Origin of the sequence: Prevotella amnii CRIS 21A-A, assembly GCF_000177355.1 — a bacterium.
Lineage (GTDB): Bacteria > Bacteroidota > Bacteroidia > Bacteroidales > Bacteroidaceae > Prevotella > Prevotella amnii.
In genome coordinates this window covers 1-17135 of record NZ_ADFQ01000109.1, presented here as the reverse complement: position 1 = coordinate 17135, position 17135 = coordinate 1, and the positions used below count along the sequence as shown (strand labels likewise).

16 protein-coding genes are annotated in these 17135 nt (G+C 39.4%); 2 read left to right on the top strand and 14 right to left on the bottom strand.

From position 1 onward, the window contains the following. Window positions 1-48 precede the first annotated feature (48 nt). Window positions 49-174 carry a hypothetical protein gene (locus HMPREF9018_RS11415; protein WP_262498019.1) on the top strand — a complete coding sequence of 42 codons (126 nt, stop codon included), beginning with the start codon at window positions 49-51 and terminating at the stop codon, window positions 172-174. Between the two features lie 104 nt (window positions 175-278). On the opposite strand, the gene HMPREF9018_RS11055 is transcribed toward HMPREF9018_RS11415, so the two are convergent. From HMPREF9018_RS11055 to HMPREF9018_RS09955, 14 genes are all read right to left on the bottom strand, one after another. Continuing rightward, the gene (locus HMPREF9018_RS11055) at window positions 279-470 is read right to left on the bottom strand and encodes a hypothetical protein (RefSeq protein WP_154648187.1); all 192 of its coding nucleotides are present in this window, start codon (window positions 468-470) and stop codon (window positions 279-281) included. Between the two features lie 407 nt (window positions 471-877). Further along, the gene (locus HMPREF9018_RS10015) at window positions 878-3946 is read right to left on the bottom strand and encodes a type III restriction-modification system endonuclease (RefSeq protein WP_008451261.1); all 3069 of its coding nucleotides are present in this window, start codon (window positions 3944-3946) and stop codon (window positions 878-880) included. After that, the gene (locus HMPREF9018_RS10010) at window positions 3936-4937 is read right to left on the bottom strand and encodes a virulence RhuM family protein (RefSeq protein ID WP_008451238.1); all 1002 of its coding nucleotides are present in this window, start codon (window positions 4935-4937) and stop codon (window positions 3936-3938) included. Before HMPREF9018_RS10010 ends, HMPREF9018_RS10015 begins: the two co-directional genes overlap by 11 nt. Before the next feature lie 6 nt (window positions 4938-4943). After that, window positions 4944-6848 (bottom strand): site-specific DNA-methyltransferase, encoded by a 1905-nt coding sequence (locus tag HMPREF9018_RS10005; RefSeq protein ID WP_008451259.1) that lies wholly within the window; start codon window positions 6846-6848, stop codon window positions 4944-4946. Window positions 6849-7051: 203 nt separating this feature from the next. Continuing rightward, window positions 7052-8695, bottom strand: coding sequence for an SNF2-related protein (locus HMPREF9018_RS10000; RefSeq protein WP_008451233.1), 1644 nt, complete (start codon window positions 8693-8695; stop codon window positions 7052-7054). Then, the gene (locus tag HMPREF9018_RS09995) at window positions 8686-8883 is read right to left on the bottom strand and encodes a helix-turn-helix domain-containing protein (protein WP_036856611.1); all 198 of its coding nucleotides are present in this window, start codon (window positions 8881-8883) and stop codon (window positions 8686-8688) included. Before HMPREF9018_RS09995 ends, HMPREF9018_RS10000 begins: the two co-directional genes overlap by 10 nt. A gap of 435 nt (window positions 8884-9318) precedes the next feature. Next, window positions 9319-10392, bottom strand: coding sequence for an AAA family ATPase (locus HMPREF9018_RS09990; RefSeq protein WP_008451219.1), 1074 nt, complete (start codon window positions 10390-10392; stop codon window positions 9319-9321). Between the two features lie 113 nt (window positions 10393-10505). Beyond that, on the bottom strand, window positions 10506-11030 hold the full coding sequence (gene rplI / locus HMPREF9018_RS09985; RefSeq protein WP_008451257.1) for a 50S ribosomal protein L9: 525 nt from the start codon (window positions 11028-11030) through the stop codon (window positions 10506-10508). Between the two features lie 16 nt (window positions 11031-11046). Continuing rightward, window positions 11047-11316 carry a 30S ribosomal protein S18 gene (gene rpsR, locus HMPREF9018_RS09980; protein ID WP_008451235.1) on the bottom strand — a complete coding sequence of 90 codons (270 nt, stop codon included), beginning with the start codon at window positions 11314-11316 and terminating at the stop codon, window positions 11047-11049. A 3-nt stretch (window positions 11317-11319) separates the two neighbouring features. Beyond that, a complete protein-coding gene (rpsF, locus tag HMPREF9018_RS09975; RefSeq protein ID WP_008451230.1) occupies window positions 11320-11664 on the bottom strand; it encodes a 30S ribosomal protein S6 in 345 nt (114 codons plus the stop codon). 427 nt (window positions 11665-12091) lie between these two features. Next, window positions 12092-12961: a succinate--CoA ligase subunit alpha gene (sucD, locus tag HMPREF9018_RS09970; protein ID WP_008451254.1), complete on the bottom strand. Its 870-nt coding sequence runs from the start codon at window positions 12959-12961 to the stop codon at window positions 12092-12094. A gap of 21 nt (window positions 12962-12982) precedes the next feature. Next, the gene (sucC, locus tag HMPREF9018_RS09965) at window positions 12983-14116 is read right to left on the bottom strand and encodes an ADP-forming succinate--CoA ligase subunit beta (RefSeq protein ID WP_008451228.1); all 1134 of its coding nucleotides are present in this window, start codon (window positions 14114-14116) and stop codon (window positions 12983-12985) included. A gap of 36 nt (window positions 14117-14152) precedes the next feature. Further along, window positions 14153-15217, bottom strand: coding sequence for a butyrate kinase (gene buk / locus HMPREF9018_RS09960; protein WP_008451248.1), 1065 nt, complete (start codon window positions 15215-15217; stop codon window positions 14153-14155). Continuing rightward, window positions 15207-16130 carry a phosphate acyltransferase gene (locus HMPREF9018_RS09955; RefSeq protein ID WP_008451246.1) on the bottom strand — a complete coding sequence of 308 codons (924 nt, stop codon included), beginning with the start codon at window positions 16128-16130 and terminating at the stop codon, window positions 15207-15209. Before HMPREF9018_RS09955 ends, buk begins: the two co-directional genes overlap by 11 nt. Window positions 16131-16272: 142 nt before the next feature. Here HMPREF9018_RS09955 and HMPREF9018_RS09950 point away from each other — a divergent pair. Further along, window positions 16273-17135 (top strand): toxin-antitoxin system YwqK family antitoxin (locus tag HMPREF9018_RS09950; RefSeq protein ID WP_008451242.1); only part of this gene is annotated, 863 nt, incomplete at its 3' end.

Genomic DNA, 17135 nt, shown 5'->3' with positions numbered 1-17135 from the left:
ATGGGTATTATAAAGCGGGAGGACCCCTTCGTCCACTTGAGGCTATATGTGCCTCAAGCAATCGGACGATGGGTTCGGGCGTTTCGCCAACTGGCGAAACTATCTGCACGTGCGGGTGCATGTCAGCAGCGTGGGCGCACAGCCAATGAGGCTGCTGCTGCGCCACTTGTATGACTGGCTGCGCATGCTCGTCGTCCTTAACAATGTGCCTGATTTGCTCTACAGGACAGTTGTCTGCCTGCGATTCCTGTCCGGAAGAATTATGGTGGGTGTGGCGGTCATTGATTTGACCGTCTGTCTCGCACCTTTCTTCCACGAAACAAACCTTGCTCAGGTGGTGATGATGGGGCACGGCCAACACCAGCAACACCATGAGCATTGCCAGCCAAAGACTTACTATGAGTGCTTCTCTCCGCATCATGATGCAAAGATGGCAAAATTTTGTTGCAACTCAGTTGCAAAGTGCTCATCAACCTGTTTTTTCAATTGCATTGACTTTGGTTTTCAATGTAGATGCACTTGCGCACCTATCTTATACGGCTATTCGTCGAACGTGTTGATTGTCAAAACACTAACCGTGTCCTTGGACATAAAAAAATAGGCTTTGCCACCAGCACATTCACATAACACCGCCATTTCCTCTAAGGGTACTGAGGTTGAACAACAAATGATTGTTTTTGCTAACAAGCAACCGTTTTAATGGCTCTTCCGTTAAATGTGTGGACACTTTTTGTATTGCTTTAACGTAAGAGCCGAGGTTGCTCATTAAACAAAAATATGGCTAAGACTGTCAACTTTCTATCCTAATATCATCCTCTTTCAGAGAAAACCTTTTCATTTTAAGACTTCGAAAAATTGTAGACAAGAGATTGAAAAATTATTTCATTACCTTATCACATAAAGTTTTGTAGTCCTTAACAACACCGTACACTATATTATTATTATGGCTGATGGCTTCAAAGTGGCGGGCAGCGCATTCGATTTTGGCATCTTCAGCACCACGAAGTTGTGAGCGTTGCCATTCGTTGCCCTTGGTCTCGGCAACAAAGTAGATATGCTTTACTGTTCCCTCGTTGAAAGCAATTGCCCAGTCTGGATTGTAATGTCCCATCGGAGTGTTTATATAGAAGTCATGAGGCAGCTTGGTATAGACTGCTACTTCGTCGTGGGTCTCCAAAGCCTCGGCAAAACGTTTCTCCACGCCCTCGCTATCCACCACCACAAGGTCGTACAGCGACTTTGTGCTCTCTATAGCATTGATACCTATCTTTCCACGCAAGGTATCTTTTGTAAAGATATCTACATCGTAGGTATTGCTCGTGCGCTGGTAGCATATTTTCTGTACTACTGCCATTGCTTTTTCATCGTAAATGATATTGCCCACCTTACGGATAAACTCCTCGGGATTCATCTTAAACTGATGGAACGTTGCTGGCTTAATACCTTTTAGAATGGCTACAATAGTTTTACGGGTTAGTCCAGTGATAGCCACAAGCCTACCTATCAAGTCGTATGCCACACCAGCTCCCACCGTCTCACGCACATGGTAGGTGTGAGCTGTGTTTTGCACCATTGCCGTGCCGGCTTCAAGCGATTCCTTATCGCGTATCTCCTCCATGTGTCCTTCTTCCACGACCATGCGTATTTCTGTTACACTGAGATGCTTGTTGATGGCATCTATAGACTTGTGAATAAGGTCCGAAGTTTCAAAGTCCACCTTATAATAGGTCTTAACGTTGATGCGCTTCCACAATTCTTGAAACTGCTTTTTCTTGAACCGCTCCTCTTGGAAGTTAGCTTCCTTAGGTTTACGTCCATCTTCTATCTTGATAGTTTGAGGATTGAACACCCTGTCCAAAGTTTGTATAATACCTGCTTTAACAGACTCAAATTGTTCGCCAAAACAGAGTGTCCCAGCCTCCTTTGCTTCAAAATAGGTATTGGTCAGTTTACCGTCATCGTCTACATAATCTCGCTTGATGAGTTGATTATAAATTTTGCGTGCCTCATCAACAGTTACTTTCATTTTCGTACCCTCTACCGTCTCAAACACGTTATCAACAAATAGTGTTGGGGTAATCACCACCGGGCGGTCGCTCACCACTTCGGCTATTTCGTGTTGCAGCTGTTTGGAGAATTGCTCATAGCTCTCACTGGCAATCACGGTTAATATATTGGTATCAAATACCGTATCACCAAGCACATCTGCATCTTGTCGTTCTCCATTCTTATTCACACATAGACGCATACCACGTCCCACTTCCTGACGTTTACCTATCTCATTTGCGGTATTCTTTAATGTACAAATCTGAAAGACGTTAGGGTTGTCCCAGCCTTCACGCAAGGCTGAGTGAGAGAAGATGAAACGTGTAGGTTCGTCAAAACTCAACAGCCGTTCCTTATCCTTCATTATCAAGTTGTAGGCACTATCATCACTACAACCTGTTTCGCCACGCTTCACCTTCAAATCGATAAACTTCCCTTTCTTGTCTTGTGAAAAATATCCGTTGTGTACCTGCTCTATAGAGAAGCGTGATAGATAGCGTGTATAAGCCTCATCGGTAAAGGTAGGCATCAGCTCTTGCAGCATACGCTGGTACTCTTCCTCAAACATCTTAGCAAACTTGCCTTTGCCATTGCCCTCTTCATCGTATGTACGATAGTTCTCCACATGATCGATAAAGAACAAGCTCAACACTTTAATACCTTTAGGAAACAGCTGACGCTCACGCTCAAGATGTGTCTTGATGGTTTCGCGTATCTGTATTCTGCGCATAATATCTTCAGTAACCTCTCCTTGCGAATCTCCCTCATAGAGAGTCATGCCATTGAGAAGTTTCACGCTGCCTGCACGTCCGTCTATACGCTCCACTACATAGTTATCACGATACTCTGCCATCTGTCCGCTCTGCTCATAGAGGTCGAAACCTTCGTCCACCAGCTTGGTAGTCTGACGCACGTTGCCCGTACTGCCCATAATATCGTATGTGATACGTGCCTGCGGATTCTTACCTTTGCTTACCACAATCTCATCAAGATAGAGAAAACCATTGGTAGCAGTGCTTCCCACTTGACGAATGCCCTTTACCTCTATCTTTTTCACCAACTTCTTGTTGTAGGCATCAATGGCATCAAGGCGGTACACCATATTCATTACCTCGCGGTGAGTGGCAGAATAGAGCAGCAAGGCGAGAGGATTAAAAAGCTTGATACCTTTTCGAGTGGAATTGTGAACATTGGCACCGAGCACACTCTGTGGCTCATCGATAATCATTACCGGATTAGTCTTTGCCAATACGTCTATTGGGCGACGATAACCAAACTCTTCTCGCTTTGAGAAGATGATACGTGCGGCGGCGTCCCCACTGCGCCCTTCTTTGTTCTTGTCTTCGTTGAAAGACGAGTTGAAAGCCTGCGTGTTGATAATCATGGCGTGCAGGTTGTTGTCGCTGGCAAAGCTGTCTATCTTGGTGAGTTGCTTAGAGTTATAAATGAAGTACTGCATGCGCTTGCCATATTCATGGGCAAAGTGGTCTTGCATGGTCTCAAAACTCTTATACACGCCTTCACGAATAGCCACACTGGGCACCACAATGATAAACTTGCTCCAGCCATAATGCTTGTTAAGCTCGTACATGGTCTTGATGTAGGTATAGGTCTTACCCGTACCTGTTTCCATCTCTATAGTAAGGTTTATGCCTTCGCCCTCAAGGTGGTCAATAGGCTTCTGTCCTTGCTCCATCTGGATAGTGCGCACATTCTCTTTGATGTCAGCGCGATCGAGCTTAAGAGGTGCATTACCAAACCCTGTTTCGAACAATTGCTTTTGTGTGCCCCAGTCCATAATGTAGTTAGCACTGTCTTGATAGGGCTGTCCCTCAAAGGCGCGCACCACGTTGCGCGCAGCCTCTACTTGAAATCCTTGATGTTTGTATTTAATCTTCATGCTCACTTTCTTTTTTATTGATATTCCCCAAGCGTTTGATAGTATTGAGATAATCTCGCTCAGCGTCGCTGATGGTGCGTTGCTTGTATTTACGATATTCGGTTGTGGCGTGCTCCATGGCGTCTTCGTGCGACACTTTGCCTGCATCTTGCAACAATTGTTCACCAGACATAGTGAGTATTCTGTCCAGATAGTTTGCCCAGTCGTTCATCGTCATAGGCTGTTCTCGCTCTGCCTGACGCTCTGCAAAGTCGAGATAACCCGATACCAACTGCCCCATAGCGCGAAGTTCTTTCTCGTTGAGATAATTCTTTGCCGTGCGAGCTTCTATTAGCGTGGGCTGATTGCCTTTAAACGTGAGCAATCCCATAAAATCTTTTTCAGCATCTGCACGCTCCACAATGAGTTCAGCTGCCGTATGCCCATGAATGGCATAATGTATCTTGTTTTGCACCTTTTGAAAGAACTTCTGCGATACCGATGCGCGAGGATCATAGTCGATACTGGTGGCATAAATCTCTAACACTTGCCGATACATCACCTTCTCAGTGGAACGAATGTCGCGAATGCGCTCCAGCAATTCTTTCCAATAGCCATCACCGCCCAATTTCTTCAGACGGTCATCATCGAGCGTAAAGCCTTTGGTGATGTATTCTTTCAGCCTGATAGTTGCCCATTGGCGGAAACGTGTAGCAATGATGCTGCGTACACGATAGCCAAGGGCAATAATCATATCGAGATTGTAGAAGGTCGTCAGGTACGATTTACCATCGGCAGCAGTTGTTCGGAATTTCCGAACAACTGCCCCTTCCTGAAGTTCCCCCTCCTCGAAGATGTGCTTAATATGCTCGCTTACATTCGACTTGCTCGTCTGATACAGTTCGCACATCTGTGCTTGAGTTAGCCACAGCGTGTCCTCCTCAAGTTTCACATCTATCTTGGTCAAACCATCTTGACCAGTATATATCAATATCTTGTTATTCTCGTCCATAGCCAATCAAACCACTTTGATGTTATCTTTTGCCTCTTTATCGTCCCAGTTTAATTTCTGCTTGAAGAGCTCAAAGATGTTTATTTTGGTTTTGTCTTCGCTGAAGCAGCTGTCGCGGAAGAGTACGCGCACGGGTAGCTTGTCAGCCATAGCCTTTGCCACATTCTCGGTGATGTTCTCCGCAAAGCATGCCACCAAGCCGCCATCGTCTACGGTGTATATCTTGCAGCCGTCCACCTCTTCGGTAGTCATGGGCAGAGATAGCTGCACGCCCCATGAGAGCATAGCCCCAAAGAGAAGGTCGAGGTCTGTGCGGTCGGCTTTTATGTTGTTGGCAAAGAGGTCGAGCGTCCGCTGGTCGTATTCGCTGGGCTGCTTCGTTACGTCCTCATAGTTGCTGCCATCAAGGCGGAACACACGAAAGCCAGTGTCAAGGTGTTGTGTGGTTAATGGCGTTTCTTCTTTTATCTTCTTTCCCGCACGGCGGATACGCTCCTTGGCTATCTCGGGAATAGTAGCATAACCAGATTTACGGGCAGGACTTTCTTCAGGTGTATCTTCTATAAGCTGCGCACAGATAAACTTGCAATGTTTCTCCTTTTCTGCATTATATTGCATCAATGCATGAGCGGTAGTAGCTGAACCTGAAAAAAAATCAAGCACAATACTTTTATCATCTAAATTTGCCAAGGTAATCAGCCGTTTTAGAAGACGAACAGGTTTAGGCCCATCGAACACGCCTTTGTCTTCAAAAAGTGCAGTGACTTCTTTTGCGCCTTCTTGGCTGTGGCCCACTTCTTTATAAAATAAGATTGATGTTGGTGCCATACCATCAAACTTTAATTCTGAAAGGAAACGCTTTAGACGAGGGACACCATCTCCATTAGGGCCGAACCATATGCGGTTATCTCCGAGTCTCTCACGAAACGCATTTCGTGAGAGCCTCCAGCAGCGCGCTGCTGGAGGCTCTACAATTTTCCCCGAAGGGGTCGTAATGGGGTAGTCGCAAGCCGCATTATAGGTTTTTACAGAAATATCGCTTGACGTCCAAACACCCCTTGGGTCGTTATCTGGGTTCGAATAACGTGCATTAGCTTCTTCTGTGCGGGGCAATCGACCTATTTTGAATTTCTGAATTTCCTTGGCATACATTAAAATGTAATCGTGGCTATTAGATATATACTTGGCATCATTTTTGGGTGCAAATGCTCTTTCCCACACCAATTCCGCAACAAAGTTGCTTGCCCCAAACACCTCATCACAGATTTTGCGGAGGTTATGCACCTCGTGGTCGTCGATGGAGATAAAGATAACGCCATCTTCCGTCAGCAGCGAGCGAACCACGAGCAGGCGGCTATACATCATTGAGCACCAGTCGGAGTGGAAACGACCGTTGCCATCAAGATTCTTGCGATAGCGCAGCCCCTCTTCGTCGATATTACCAGCAGCAAGCTCTTCGTCGGCAAGAGATGTCTTAAAGTCGTCGTGATACACAAAGTCGTTACCCGTATTGTAAGGAGGGTCGATGTATATCATCTTCACCTTGCCCATATAACTCTTCTGCAAGAGCTTGAGCACACGCAGGTTGTCGCCCTCTATGTAGAGGTTTTGGGTGGTGTCCCAATCCACAGAGTCTTCGGTTACTGGTCTTAGCGTGTCGGCAATGGGTGTGGCTGCCTCGTACCGTGCAGCCTGTTTGCCTGGCCATGTAAACTGATACATCTCCTCGCTGTCTTCTACAGCATCGTCGCCAAGAAGTTGGCGCAGGGTCTTAAAATTCACGACATGCTTGACAGTACCCGTCTTTTCGTCTTTCTCTTCGGTAAAGCACGAGGGGGCAATCTGGTAGAGTGCTTCAAGGTTGAGTTTGCTACCATTGGCAGATGTTCTTTCTATTCTGATAGGTTTCATCATATCTTATTTTTTATTTTGTAATTATTATGGTTGTTAAGCTAACGCTTAGATATCTCTTAGTAAAAGGTATGCTTTTAGTCTGCAAAACATGTGCTTTTAGAGGGTAAAAGGTGATGTTTTAGAGGGTAAAACATGTGCTTTTATAACTCATTGACTTACAGATGTTTGGAAAGCGAATATCCGCAATGAATATAAGTCTTTTATGTGATACTCAAGATAAAATCAGAAGGTGTGTATATTGCAAGATTCAGATTATTGATCTGTTCAAAAATCTCGTTATATGATATTGCCCCATCAAGGTCGGTGAGGTGTGGACGTTGCGATATGACGGGCAGCCGTTCGGGAAAAGAACCTATATCGGCAGTATCGTAGTACTGCTCAATATGTCGGCGTGAGCGAGCAATGGTTACGCTATCAAGTACCTCAAAGAAGTCGAAGCTCAATTCAGACAAGAGTCTCTCTGTGGTGCGCTCTATCTCTGGCAACTTGCTCCAGCGATTATAAACCAACTGCGCTTGACGGAAAATATCATCAATAGAATTAGTGGTATTAAGAAGTTTATCAAAACGCTCTGCTTTGCCTTCGTATGCTAACTGTAACTGATTTTTAAGATCGTTGAAGCGGTTGTTTACGGGGGTGGCAGAGAGCATTAGTACTTTGGTCTTCACTCCTTTACGGATAACTTCGTTTAATAAGTATAGATAACGATTTTCTCTTGGGTTCTCGTCGTTTTCGTCAGTTGTTACCTTGCCACCATTACGGAAGTTGTGGCTTTCGTCAATCACGACAAGGTCGTAATTGCTCCAGTTGATTTTCTCTAAATCGAGTCCATTACTCTCGCCGTGAGTACGCCCCAAATCTGTATGAAAAAGAACATCATAGCGCAAACGGTCGCCAGCCAGCGGATTATTGATATAGTTGCTGCGGTAAGTTGCCCAGTTGTCGTATAGCTTTTTAGGACAGAGTACCAACACTGATTTATTTCGATTCTCATAATATTTAATCACGCTCAGCGCCGTAAAGGTTTTACCCAATCCAACACTATCTGCTAAGATACAACCATTATATTTTTCTAACTTATTGATAATGGCAAGAGCAGCATCTTTTTGGAAGTTATAGAGTTTCTTCCAAATCAGCGTGTCCTTAAAGCCTGTAGCCTCATTGGGCAACACATCTTCGGACAAGTCGTCGAGAAACTCACGGAAGATGTTATAAAGCGTGATAAAATAAATGAACTCAGGTGCATTCTCCTTGTAAGCGTTGGAGATGCTTTCTACCACCTCATCGGTTACGTCTTGCAAACGCTTCTCATCATTCCAAAGCTGATTGAAGAGCTGCAGATAATTTTGAGAGATTGGGGCTTCCAACTTATTGATCATCATATAGGCATTGTCGCCTCGGTCACTGCCCAACTCTACCGTGGTAAAGCCACCGATGGGTGCGTATGCCGTATCGTCAACCAAGCCGAACCCCGCCATATTCTCGCCTGTTCGGTTAGACTTGAACAACACCTTCCTGCGTATCCATTCAGCACACTCCTTGGCAATGGCACGTTGAGTGAGCTCATTACGAAGTTTCACTTCAAACTCACTACCCGTCAAACTGCGTTCACGATTTATGCGCGGAATATAGAACTCACGTTTCTGCTTGTCAGACTTTTCAGTTACAAAAGTGGGGGATGTGAATATAAAACGCAACTCATCTATGCCCTCCAAGACCTTTTTTAGCTCTTGGTAGGCATAGATAGAGAAACACGACGCGGCAATAGACAACTTACTGCCCTGTTTGATGGTCAGGGCAAAGTCATCGCGCCAAGTTTTATGAACATTATCTATTATCTCCATGTTGAAGACTTTGAAAGTGTGATTAAATCTCGGACATCAACATCGAGCTCTGCTGCAATCCTATTCAATGTCGCAAGGTCAGGTTGAAAAACATTGGTACACCATTTTGAAACAGTTGCAGGGTCTTTACCTAATTGTTCTGCCAACCTTTTATTGGTTCTTTTCTTCTCTGCTAACACTACTTTTATACGATTGAAGTCTTACATTTTATCATTTTCATTGCGTTTTATGCAAATTTAATAATTATAATTGGACTATCATTAGCATACAATAACTTTTTAATGGATAAATGATTCTTTAAATTGAATAATTACTATCCACAAAACTTTTGGGTAAGATACAAATTTAGGGCTGACACTTCTCACAAAGTATCAGCCCTTTTGGTTATCTTTGTTTTGTTAAAAATATATAACCATAAGCAAATATAGTCATTTTACCGGACAGCAATAATTAATAGAATAATATATTTATGATAATTATAATAGTTAGAAATATTAAAATAAAACTTTTTAAGCATATCTTTTACAATAGTAAAACATATAATAAAATATTAATCTAAACTTTTTTTGATTTTATTATACTCAAACTATGTAAATAAAGTATTTTATTTTATTGAGATCGAACTATTTTGTTAATGCAAGATTATAGTTATAATATTCCGTCTTTCCTGTAATATCTTTAACTACTTCTATAAAAGGAGGAAACTTTACTTTTTCGTGATCTACAATACCTTTTGTTTCTAGTATCTGTAAATTTTCATTATCATCTAAATAGGTATCTAATTCGAAAAACTGTCCTTTCCAAATAAAGGTTTTCCTTATTTTATGTATAGTCTTACGATAAGGATCTGCTTGGCGCATTAGCGATTCATAAAGATTATTATCTATTTGACGCTCGGTTTGTACTTGCTCGCCTGTAGGCAATATTTTTTTTGTAGTTCTAACGTTAATGGAAATACCATTTAAGGTGCGTCTACGTAACCGTACTTCACTTCGTGGTTCGGAGGTAAGGTAGGTTTGATATATTTCGCTTTCAATTGCTTCTGGTATATCGCTTAAAGTACGTACAATGTATTTTCGTTCTTCAATTACCTGTTGAGGTATCTCAAGGACACTGGATATTTCTTGTAATACCCTATTTATCTTTGTATCAAAGTCTTCATGATTATTTATCACACGTAAATGAGGATGCTCAGACCATGCTTGAATAACTTTCTTATCTAATTTTCGAGCAAGCTCTATACCTTCAGTACGCTCACTATTATTAGCCGTAGTATAAAATTGTTCAGCTCCATCTGCAGCACTTACAAGATGTAAAACTGCATCATAACGAGACCTAAGAGTATCTGAAGTTATTCCTAAGCCCGATATAATTTCTTGCCACATTTCATTATTCATATAAGCAGAAATATCCATTGTACCTCTATCACAAACAATGATAGTAGGTTTTTTTATAGTTTTTGCTATACGACTAAAATGATCTTCTAAGGCTATTTGAGTATCGAGTGTGGCCTTTTCGCCTTCAAAAAAGAAATGCTTGTTTTTAGTAAGGTAATCCATACCAGCTTGGCTAAAAAGAGTTGGAACCTCAGGGATAACAAAAACCTTATAACCAATACTTGAAAAATGTTCTATTACTTTTACTAAAGCTGTGGTTTTTCCAGCACATGGACCACCTGTAAGAACTATTCGTTTCATTTACATGAATCTTGATATATAAAATAAACTTAACAAAAACATAAAAGTCCCTATCACCACGGAGTGAAAGGGACTAACAAAATATTTACTGACTTGCTTTGCAACTAATTTATTTACTTCTTATCTGCGACTGTATCAGAAGCAGTATCAGCTACAAGCTCTTCAGATTTTTCTTCTGCAGCAACAGGATTTTGCTGATTTTCTGCAACAACAGTTACAGGAATCTTTACCTCTACCTCTTTGTGAAAGTGAACAGTAGCCTCAGAAGTACCTACCTTCTTTATATCACGCATTGTAATAATCTTACGATCTATTTCAATACCTTGCTTTAATAGCTCTTCTGCTACTGTAGCTGTATTTACAGACCCATAAGTTACGCCTGTTGCAGATACTTTTGCAACTATAGTAAGTACAACACCCTCAAGCTGAGCTGCTCTTTTCTGAGCTTCAGCCTTATAAGCTGCAAGCTTAGCAGCTTGTTGCTTTAAATCCTCTGCCAATTGTTTCTTTGCAGAAACTGAAGCAACTACACCCTTACCTGTTGGAATAAGATAGTTGCGGCCATAACCACCTTTTACATTAACGATATCGTTCTTGTATCCAAGACCAATAATATCTTCTTTTAATATAATTTCCATCTATTGCCCTCCTCTTTTATTTCATCAAATCGGTTACATATGGAAGAAGTGCTATCTGACGAGCACGCTTTACAGCTTGTGCTACACGACGCTGATACTTCAATGAAGTTCCAGTAATACGACGTGGAAGTATTTTACCTTGCTCGTTTAAGAATTTCTTAAGGAAATTAGGATCCTTGTAATCGATATACTTAATACCACTTTTCTTAAAACGACAATATTTCTTCTTCTTTGTGTCAATAGAAGGAGCTGTCAAGTAACGAATTTCTGTTTTTTGCTCTGCCATAAATTAAGCCTCCTTTTTAGCTAACCACTTAGCACGACGTTTTTCTGCATATGCTGCAGAATATTTATCTTGCTTAACGGTAATGTAACGAATAACTCTCTCATCGCGGCGAAAACCTGTCTCAAGAGTATTAACAACTGAAGGTTCTGCTTTAAATTCTAATAAAGCATAAAAACCTGATGATTTTTTCTGAATGTTATAAGCTAACTTTTTCAGACCCCAAGCCTCTTCATTCAAAATCTCAGCACCATTATCGGTGAGCAATGTTTTGAATTTAGCGACCGTTTCCTTCATCTGATCATCAGATAAAACGGGAGTTAAAATGAAAACGGTTTCGTATTGATTCATACTACCTAAAATAAATAATTAATATTTTGTTTGACATTTGCCTTAGCTTTGTGCATAAAGCGATGCAAAGGTAATGTTTTTTGTTAAGTTATCAAATGTTTAGATGTAAAATAATAATGTCATTCTAAAGATATTAAAACTTCTTAACTATTATCAATTGGTGCTTTATGCATTTAAAACAAATAGTTGAAAAAAGTATACTGTTCGACTTATCCTTTTCTCTCTAATAGTTGTTCGATAGTATTCATGGGGACAAAAATAATAAATATTTATAAAATTATGTGCATGAGAAAGGAGATGCAACTGGGTTTTACGGCTGCCCCTTTCTTATCCCAAACTCGCGTATATACTATCATTAGCTAACATTCTGCCATAATAAAGCCCTAACATTTTCAAGTTAGGGCTTTAAACAAAAAAGAAGTTTTTCTTATCTTAGTTGCTTCTTTAATAATATTGGTATTTCTTTAGTTTCCTTAGCCACAGGCACTCCTACAGCTTCAAATGCTGCTATTTTTTCTTTAGCCGTACCTGACCCGCTTGATATAATAGCACCTGCATGCCCCATTTGTTTTCCAGGAGGAGCTTGCTGACCAGATATAAAGACTGCAACAGGCTTTGTTACATGTTCTTTAATAAATTTAGCAGCACGTTCTTCAGCATCACCCCCTATTTCACCAATAAGCGCAATGGAATCTGTTTCAGGATCGTCTTGGAACATCTGAAGAAGATCTTCAAAATAAAGCCCTACTACAGGGTCGCCACCTACACCAATAGCTGATGACAATCCTAAACCTTCCTGAGTAAGATTATAAACCACCTCGTAAGTAAGTGTACCACTACGACTAATAACACCTGTATGACCCTTTTTAAAAATATTAGTAGGCATAATACCTACCATACTTTCATCTGGAGAAATAAGCCCTGGGCAATTAGGACCTATAACCTTAACTCCACGTAATTTAGCATAGCGCTGCGCAGCTACTGCATCTAAAGTAGGTACACCCTCTGTTATACAAACAACAAGTTCTATACCACCATCGATGGCTTCAAACATTGCATCCTTCGCAAATGCTGCAGGAACAAATATTATAGAAGTATTCGCTCTTGTTGCTTTTACGGCTTCTTTTACAGTATTAAAAACAGGTATGTCATTAACATTTTGCCCTCCTTTACCTGGTGAAGTTCCACCTACAACATTAGTACCATATTCTTTCATCTTGGTAGCATGAAAACTTCCATCTCTACCTGTTATACCTTGCACTATTAATCGTGTATTCTTATTTATTAAAATACTCATAGCTTTCGATTATTTTTAATGTTACTTACTAAGCTCTACTGCTTTATGACCAGCATCTGCCATACTTTTACCTACTGTAAAATGGGTACCTTCTAATAAAGCTCTACCCTCTTTCTCATTTGTACCAGTAAGACGAATAACTATAGGAATATCTGTTTGAATTATTTTAAAAGCTTCTAACAAACCTTTTGCTACATCATCACAACGAGTAATACCACCAAAAATATTGATAAGGACTACCTTCACATGCTTATCACTAAGCAATAATTTCATTGCTTCTACAATCTTTTCTGGATTAGAACTACCACCAATATCTAAGAAGTTAGCAGGCTCTCCACCGTAAAGCTTTATCATATCCATTGTAGCCATAGCAAGACCTGCGCCATTAACCATGCAACCTATATTACCACCAAGATTAACATAACTAAATCCTTTTTCCTTAGCAGCACGCTCTTTTTTCTCTTCTTCTGTTGGTTCAAACAGCTCTGCTACATCAGAATGACGGAAAAGAGCATTATCATCAAAGGTCATTTTAGCATCAATCGCTTTTAAAGTACCATCACTTAACTTTACAAGTGGATTAATTTCTGCCAATGATGCATCTTTATCTACAAAGAGCCTATATAAATTTTTAAATAATGGAACCGCTTGTTTTACTTGTTCCATGTTATCAAATAGCTTAAAAGCAGCTTCGCGAGCTACATAATCGCTCAAACCAATCAATGGGTCAATAACGATTTTAGCTATCTTCTCTGGCGTATCTTTAGCTACCTGTTCTATGTCCATACCTCCTGAACGACTAAGCATTAAGATAGGACACTTTGTTGTACGATCAACTAATATACTTGTATAATATTCTGCAGAAATATCTACAGCTTCACCCACAAGAATCTTCTCAACGGTATACCCCTTGATATTCATTCCTAAAATAGCAGTAGCATGCTCCCTAACTTCTTTCTCATTTGAACATAGCTTTACACCTCCTGCTTTACCACGTCCGCCAATATGTACTTGCGCTTTAACAACAACCTTTTTAACACATAGTTGTTTATAAGCAGCTACAGCTTCATCAGGAGTTTTACACAAAATACTCCTTTCAACTGGTAATCCATAATCAGCAAAAATTTTTTTTGCTTGAAATTCATGTACCTTCATAGGCCTTTATTTTTTATGTTAAAAGTATATCTAAATCTAATAGTCTTTTGCATCTCTATTTCCTTTAAGGACTGCTATTGCATTTTCAGTTAAAGCAAGCATTTCATCTTGACCTGGATATATATATATAGGTGCAAGATATGATAAACGCTTCTTAAATATATCCATCATATAAGTGCTACGTGCTATACCTCCTGTAAATATAACAGCATCTATATTCCCACAGAGTACAGCTCCCTCAGCAGCCACACTTTTAGCAATATGATAAGCCATGGCTTTAAATATCAGCTCTGCATGCTTATCACCACATTTTATACGTCTTTCTATTTCTAAACAATTATTTGTTCCAAGATGCGCTGTAAGACCAGCTTTACTAGAAATATAAGTAATTAGCTCCTGTTCTGTAAATTTCCCAGAATAACATAAATGTATTAGATCTGCTACTGGCAAACTACCTGTACGCTCTGGCGAAAAAGGACCTTCCCCATTTAATGCGTTATTAGCATCTACCGCCTTGCCTCTCTCATGAGCAGCAATAGAAATACCACCACCTAAATGACATACTATAAGGTTAAGTTCCTCGTATCGTTTACCTATGTCATTTGCAAAACGACGAGCAATGGCTTTCTGATTAAGTGCATGCCAAATACAAACTCGCGAAATAAGTGGTGTTCCAGATATGTGAGCCTCTGGAAGCATTTCGTCTACAACGCCAGGATCAGCAATAAAACAATTACAACAACCTACTTCCTTACCTATTTCATATGCAATAGCACAACCTAAATCACAAGCATGCTGATGAAAAGCCGTAAGTTGGGCATTAATCATTTCTGTAGTAACTTTATACACACCACTTTCTACAGCTTTTGCTAACCCTCCTCTTCCTATTATAGCATCAAACTTAAATGGTATCCCTTTCTTTTTTAACTTTTCCAAGATTACTTCCTTACGATAATTCAACTGATCGCTAATACGCGCAAAAGATTTTAATTCTTCCTGTGTATGAACAATATCTTCTACAAGAATAAACTTATCATCATTAGATACAGAAATCTTAGTTGATGTAGACCCTGGATTAATTGCAAGAATCTTATATCCCATGCTTATCAGATATTAAAGTAGCTAATGCTAAACTATTAAGCTTAGTTGTTATCGAATCTCCTCTACTTGTAAGTATTATAGGTACTAACGGACCTTGCAAAATAGCAGCTGTTTCAGCTTTAGAGAAAAGTGTTATCGTCTTATAAAAAATATTACCCGCTTCTATATTTGGCATAATTAATGCGTTTGCCTCACCATTTATAGGTGATTTAATAAGTTTATACTGTAGTGCTTCTAACGAACAAGATGTCTTTAGATCGAGTGGTCCATCTATAATACAGCTACCAAACTCACCCTTTTGACATTTTTCCTTTAATATAACATAGTGTTCAGTATAAGGGAAATGACGCTTATCTACCTTTTCAGAGCAATGAATCAGCGATATCTTAGGCTCTTTAATTTGAAATTTATGACATATCTCTACAACATATTTAATCTGCTGCTCACGTTGTTTATCTGTTGGAAAAGGAATTACAGCAGAATCTGTAAATACTAAAAGCCTTTTATAATTTGGTATTTCTGCTACAGTTATATGTGTCATTACAGTTTCTTTAGGCAAGATACCACTCTCTTTATCTAAAATAGCTTTTAATAAAATATCAGTAGAAACAAACCCTTTCATAATAGCTTCTGCTTCTCCTATTCTTACTAAGTCGACTGCCTTTCGTGCAGCTTTGATAGGATCGGTTTCCACATAACATTTAAATAAATTATCTGTAGAAAACTTATTAGCGACAGATTGAGAACATATTAGAATAGGATCTATAAATCCTTTCTTTACCGCTAATATAACAGCCTCTTGAGTATGCTTTTCTTCAGGCCATACTATGGCTATGCGCTTTTTTATATTCCTTTTTAGAAGTAGGTTTATAAGTTCTTTAAAACTAACAATCTCTTCAGATGTATTAAACATTATATTTTATGTATTAGCAAGTTAGTATTTTCAGAAACAAAGATACAAATTAGTTTTGTAATTCGTATTTTGATATAGAAAAATTATTAATAAATTTGTTTTTTACACTAACATAATGTATTTTTGCTCCACAAAAAAGCTCATGAAAAAGATATTTCTCATTACTTACATATTAACAAGTGTTGTTTTTGTCTTTGCTCAACAACACAAAAGTTTAAACATACCGCCAAATGCTTTATTTTATGACATCAATGGGTATGGCGTTACTCATGCTACACAAGCAGCTTACTATCGCCTTACTGGAAGAAACGATGCTGGCAAAAAAGTTTTTTATGATTATTACATTACAGGTCAGCTCAAGGCAGAAAAACAATATATTACTATTGATAAAATAAATGATAAAAAAACTATACTCGACGGTATTTGTCGTACATTCTTTAAATCGGGCAGAGTAGAATCTATTATGCAATATAAAAAAGGAATTGCCCATGGAAGAGCTGTTTCTTTTTATCCTACTGGCAAGGTTAATATGAAACTTAATTATGAAAACGGAGTGTTAAACGGTAACATCTTTATTTATAATAAAAATGGTAATATAGAAAATACTACTAAGTGGTATAAAGGTAGAATGATAGATAGTAAAAATGGAGGAGAAGATTCTTACATTAATAAAACCACAAAAATTGATTTATTTTGTAATCGTTATAAAGCTGATGAACCTTTAATCATGAAACAAGCCAAATCTATTACAACAAAACAAAATAACTTTTCTCATTTAAAAGAGCCTCAACGCTCTGTTAATAAAAACGTTATACCACATAATAATAAAGCTAAACCATTTTCTTTCTCATATCTTTATAACCTCATTTCTAATACACAATATCAAACTAATAGCTTTCAAGTATATGATAATATTGCACTAAGCTATAATCTTAACATAGCTCAAGTTATAAAAGGTTTTGGGTCTCAAAAAGAATTAATATATCACTATAACATGGACTATGG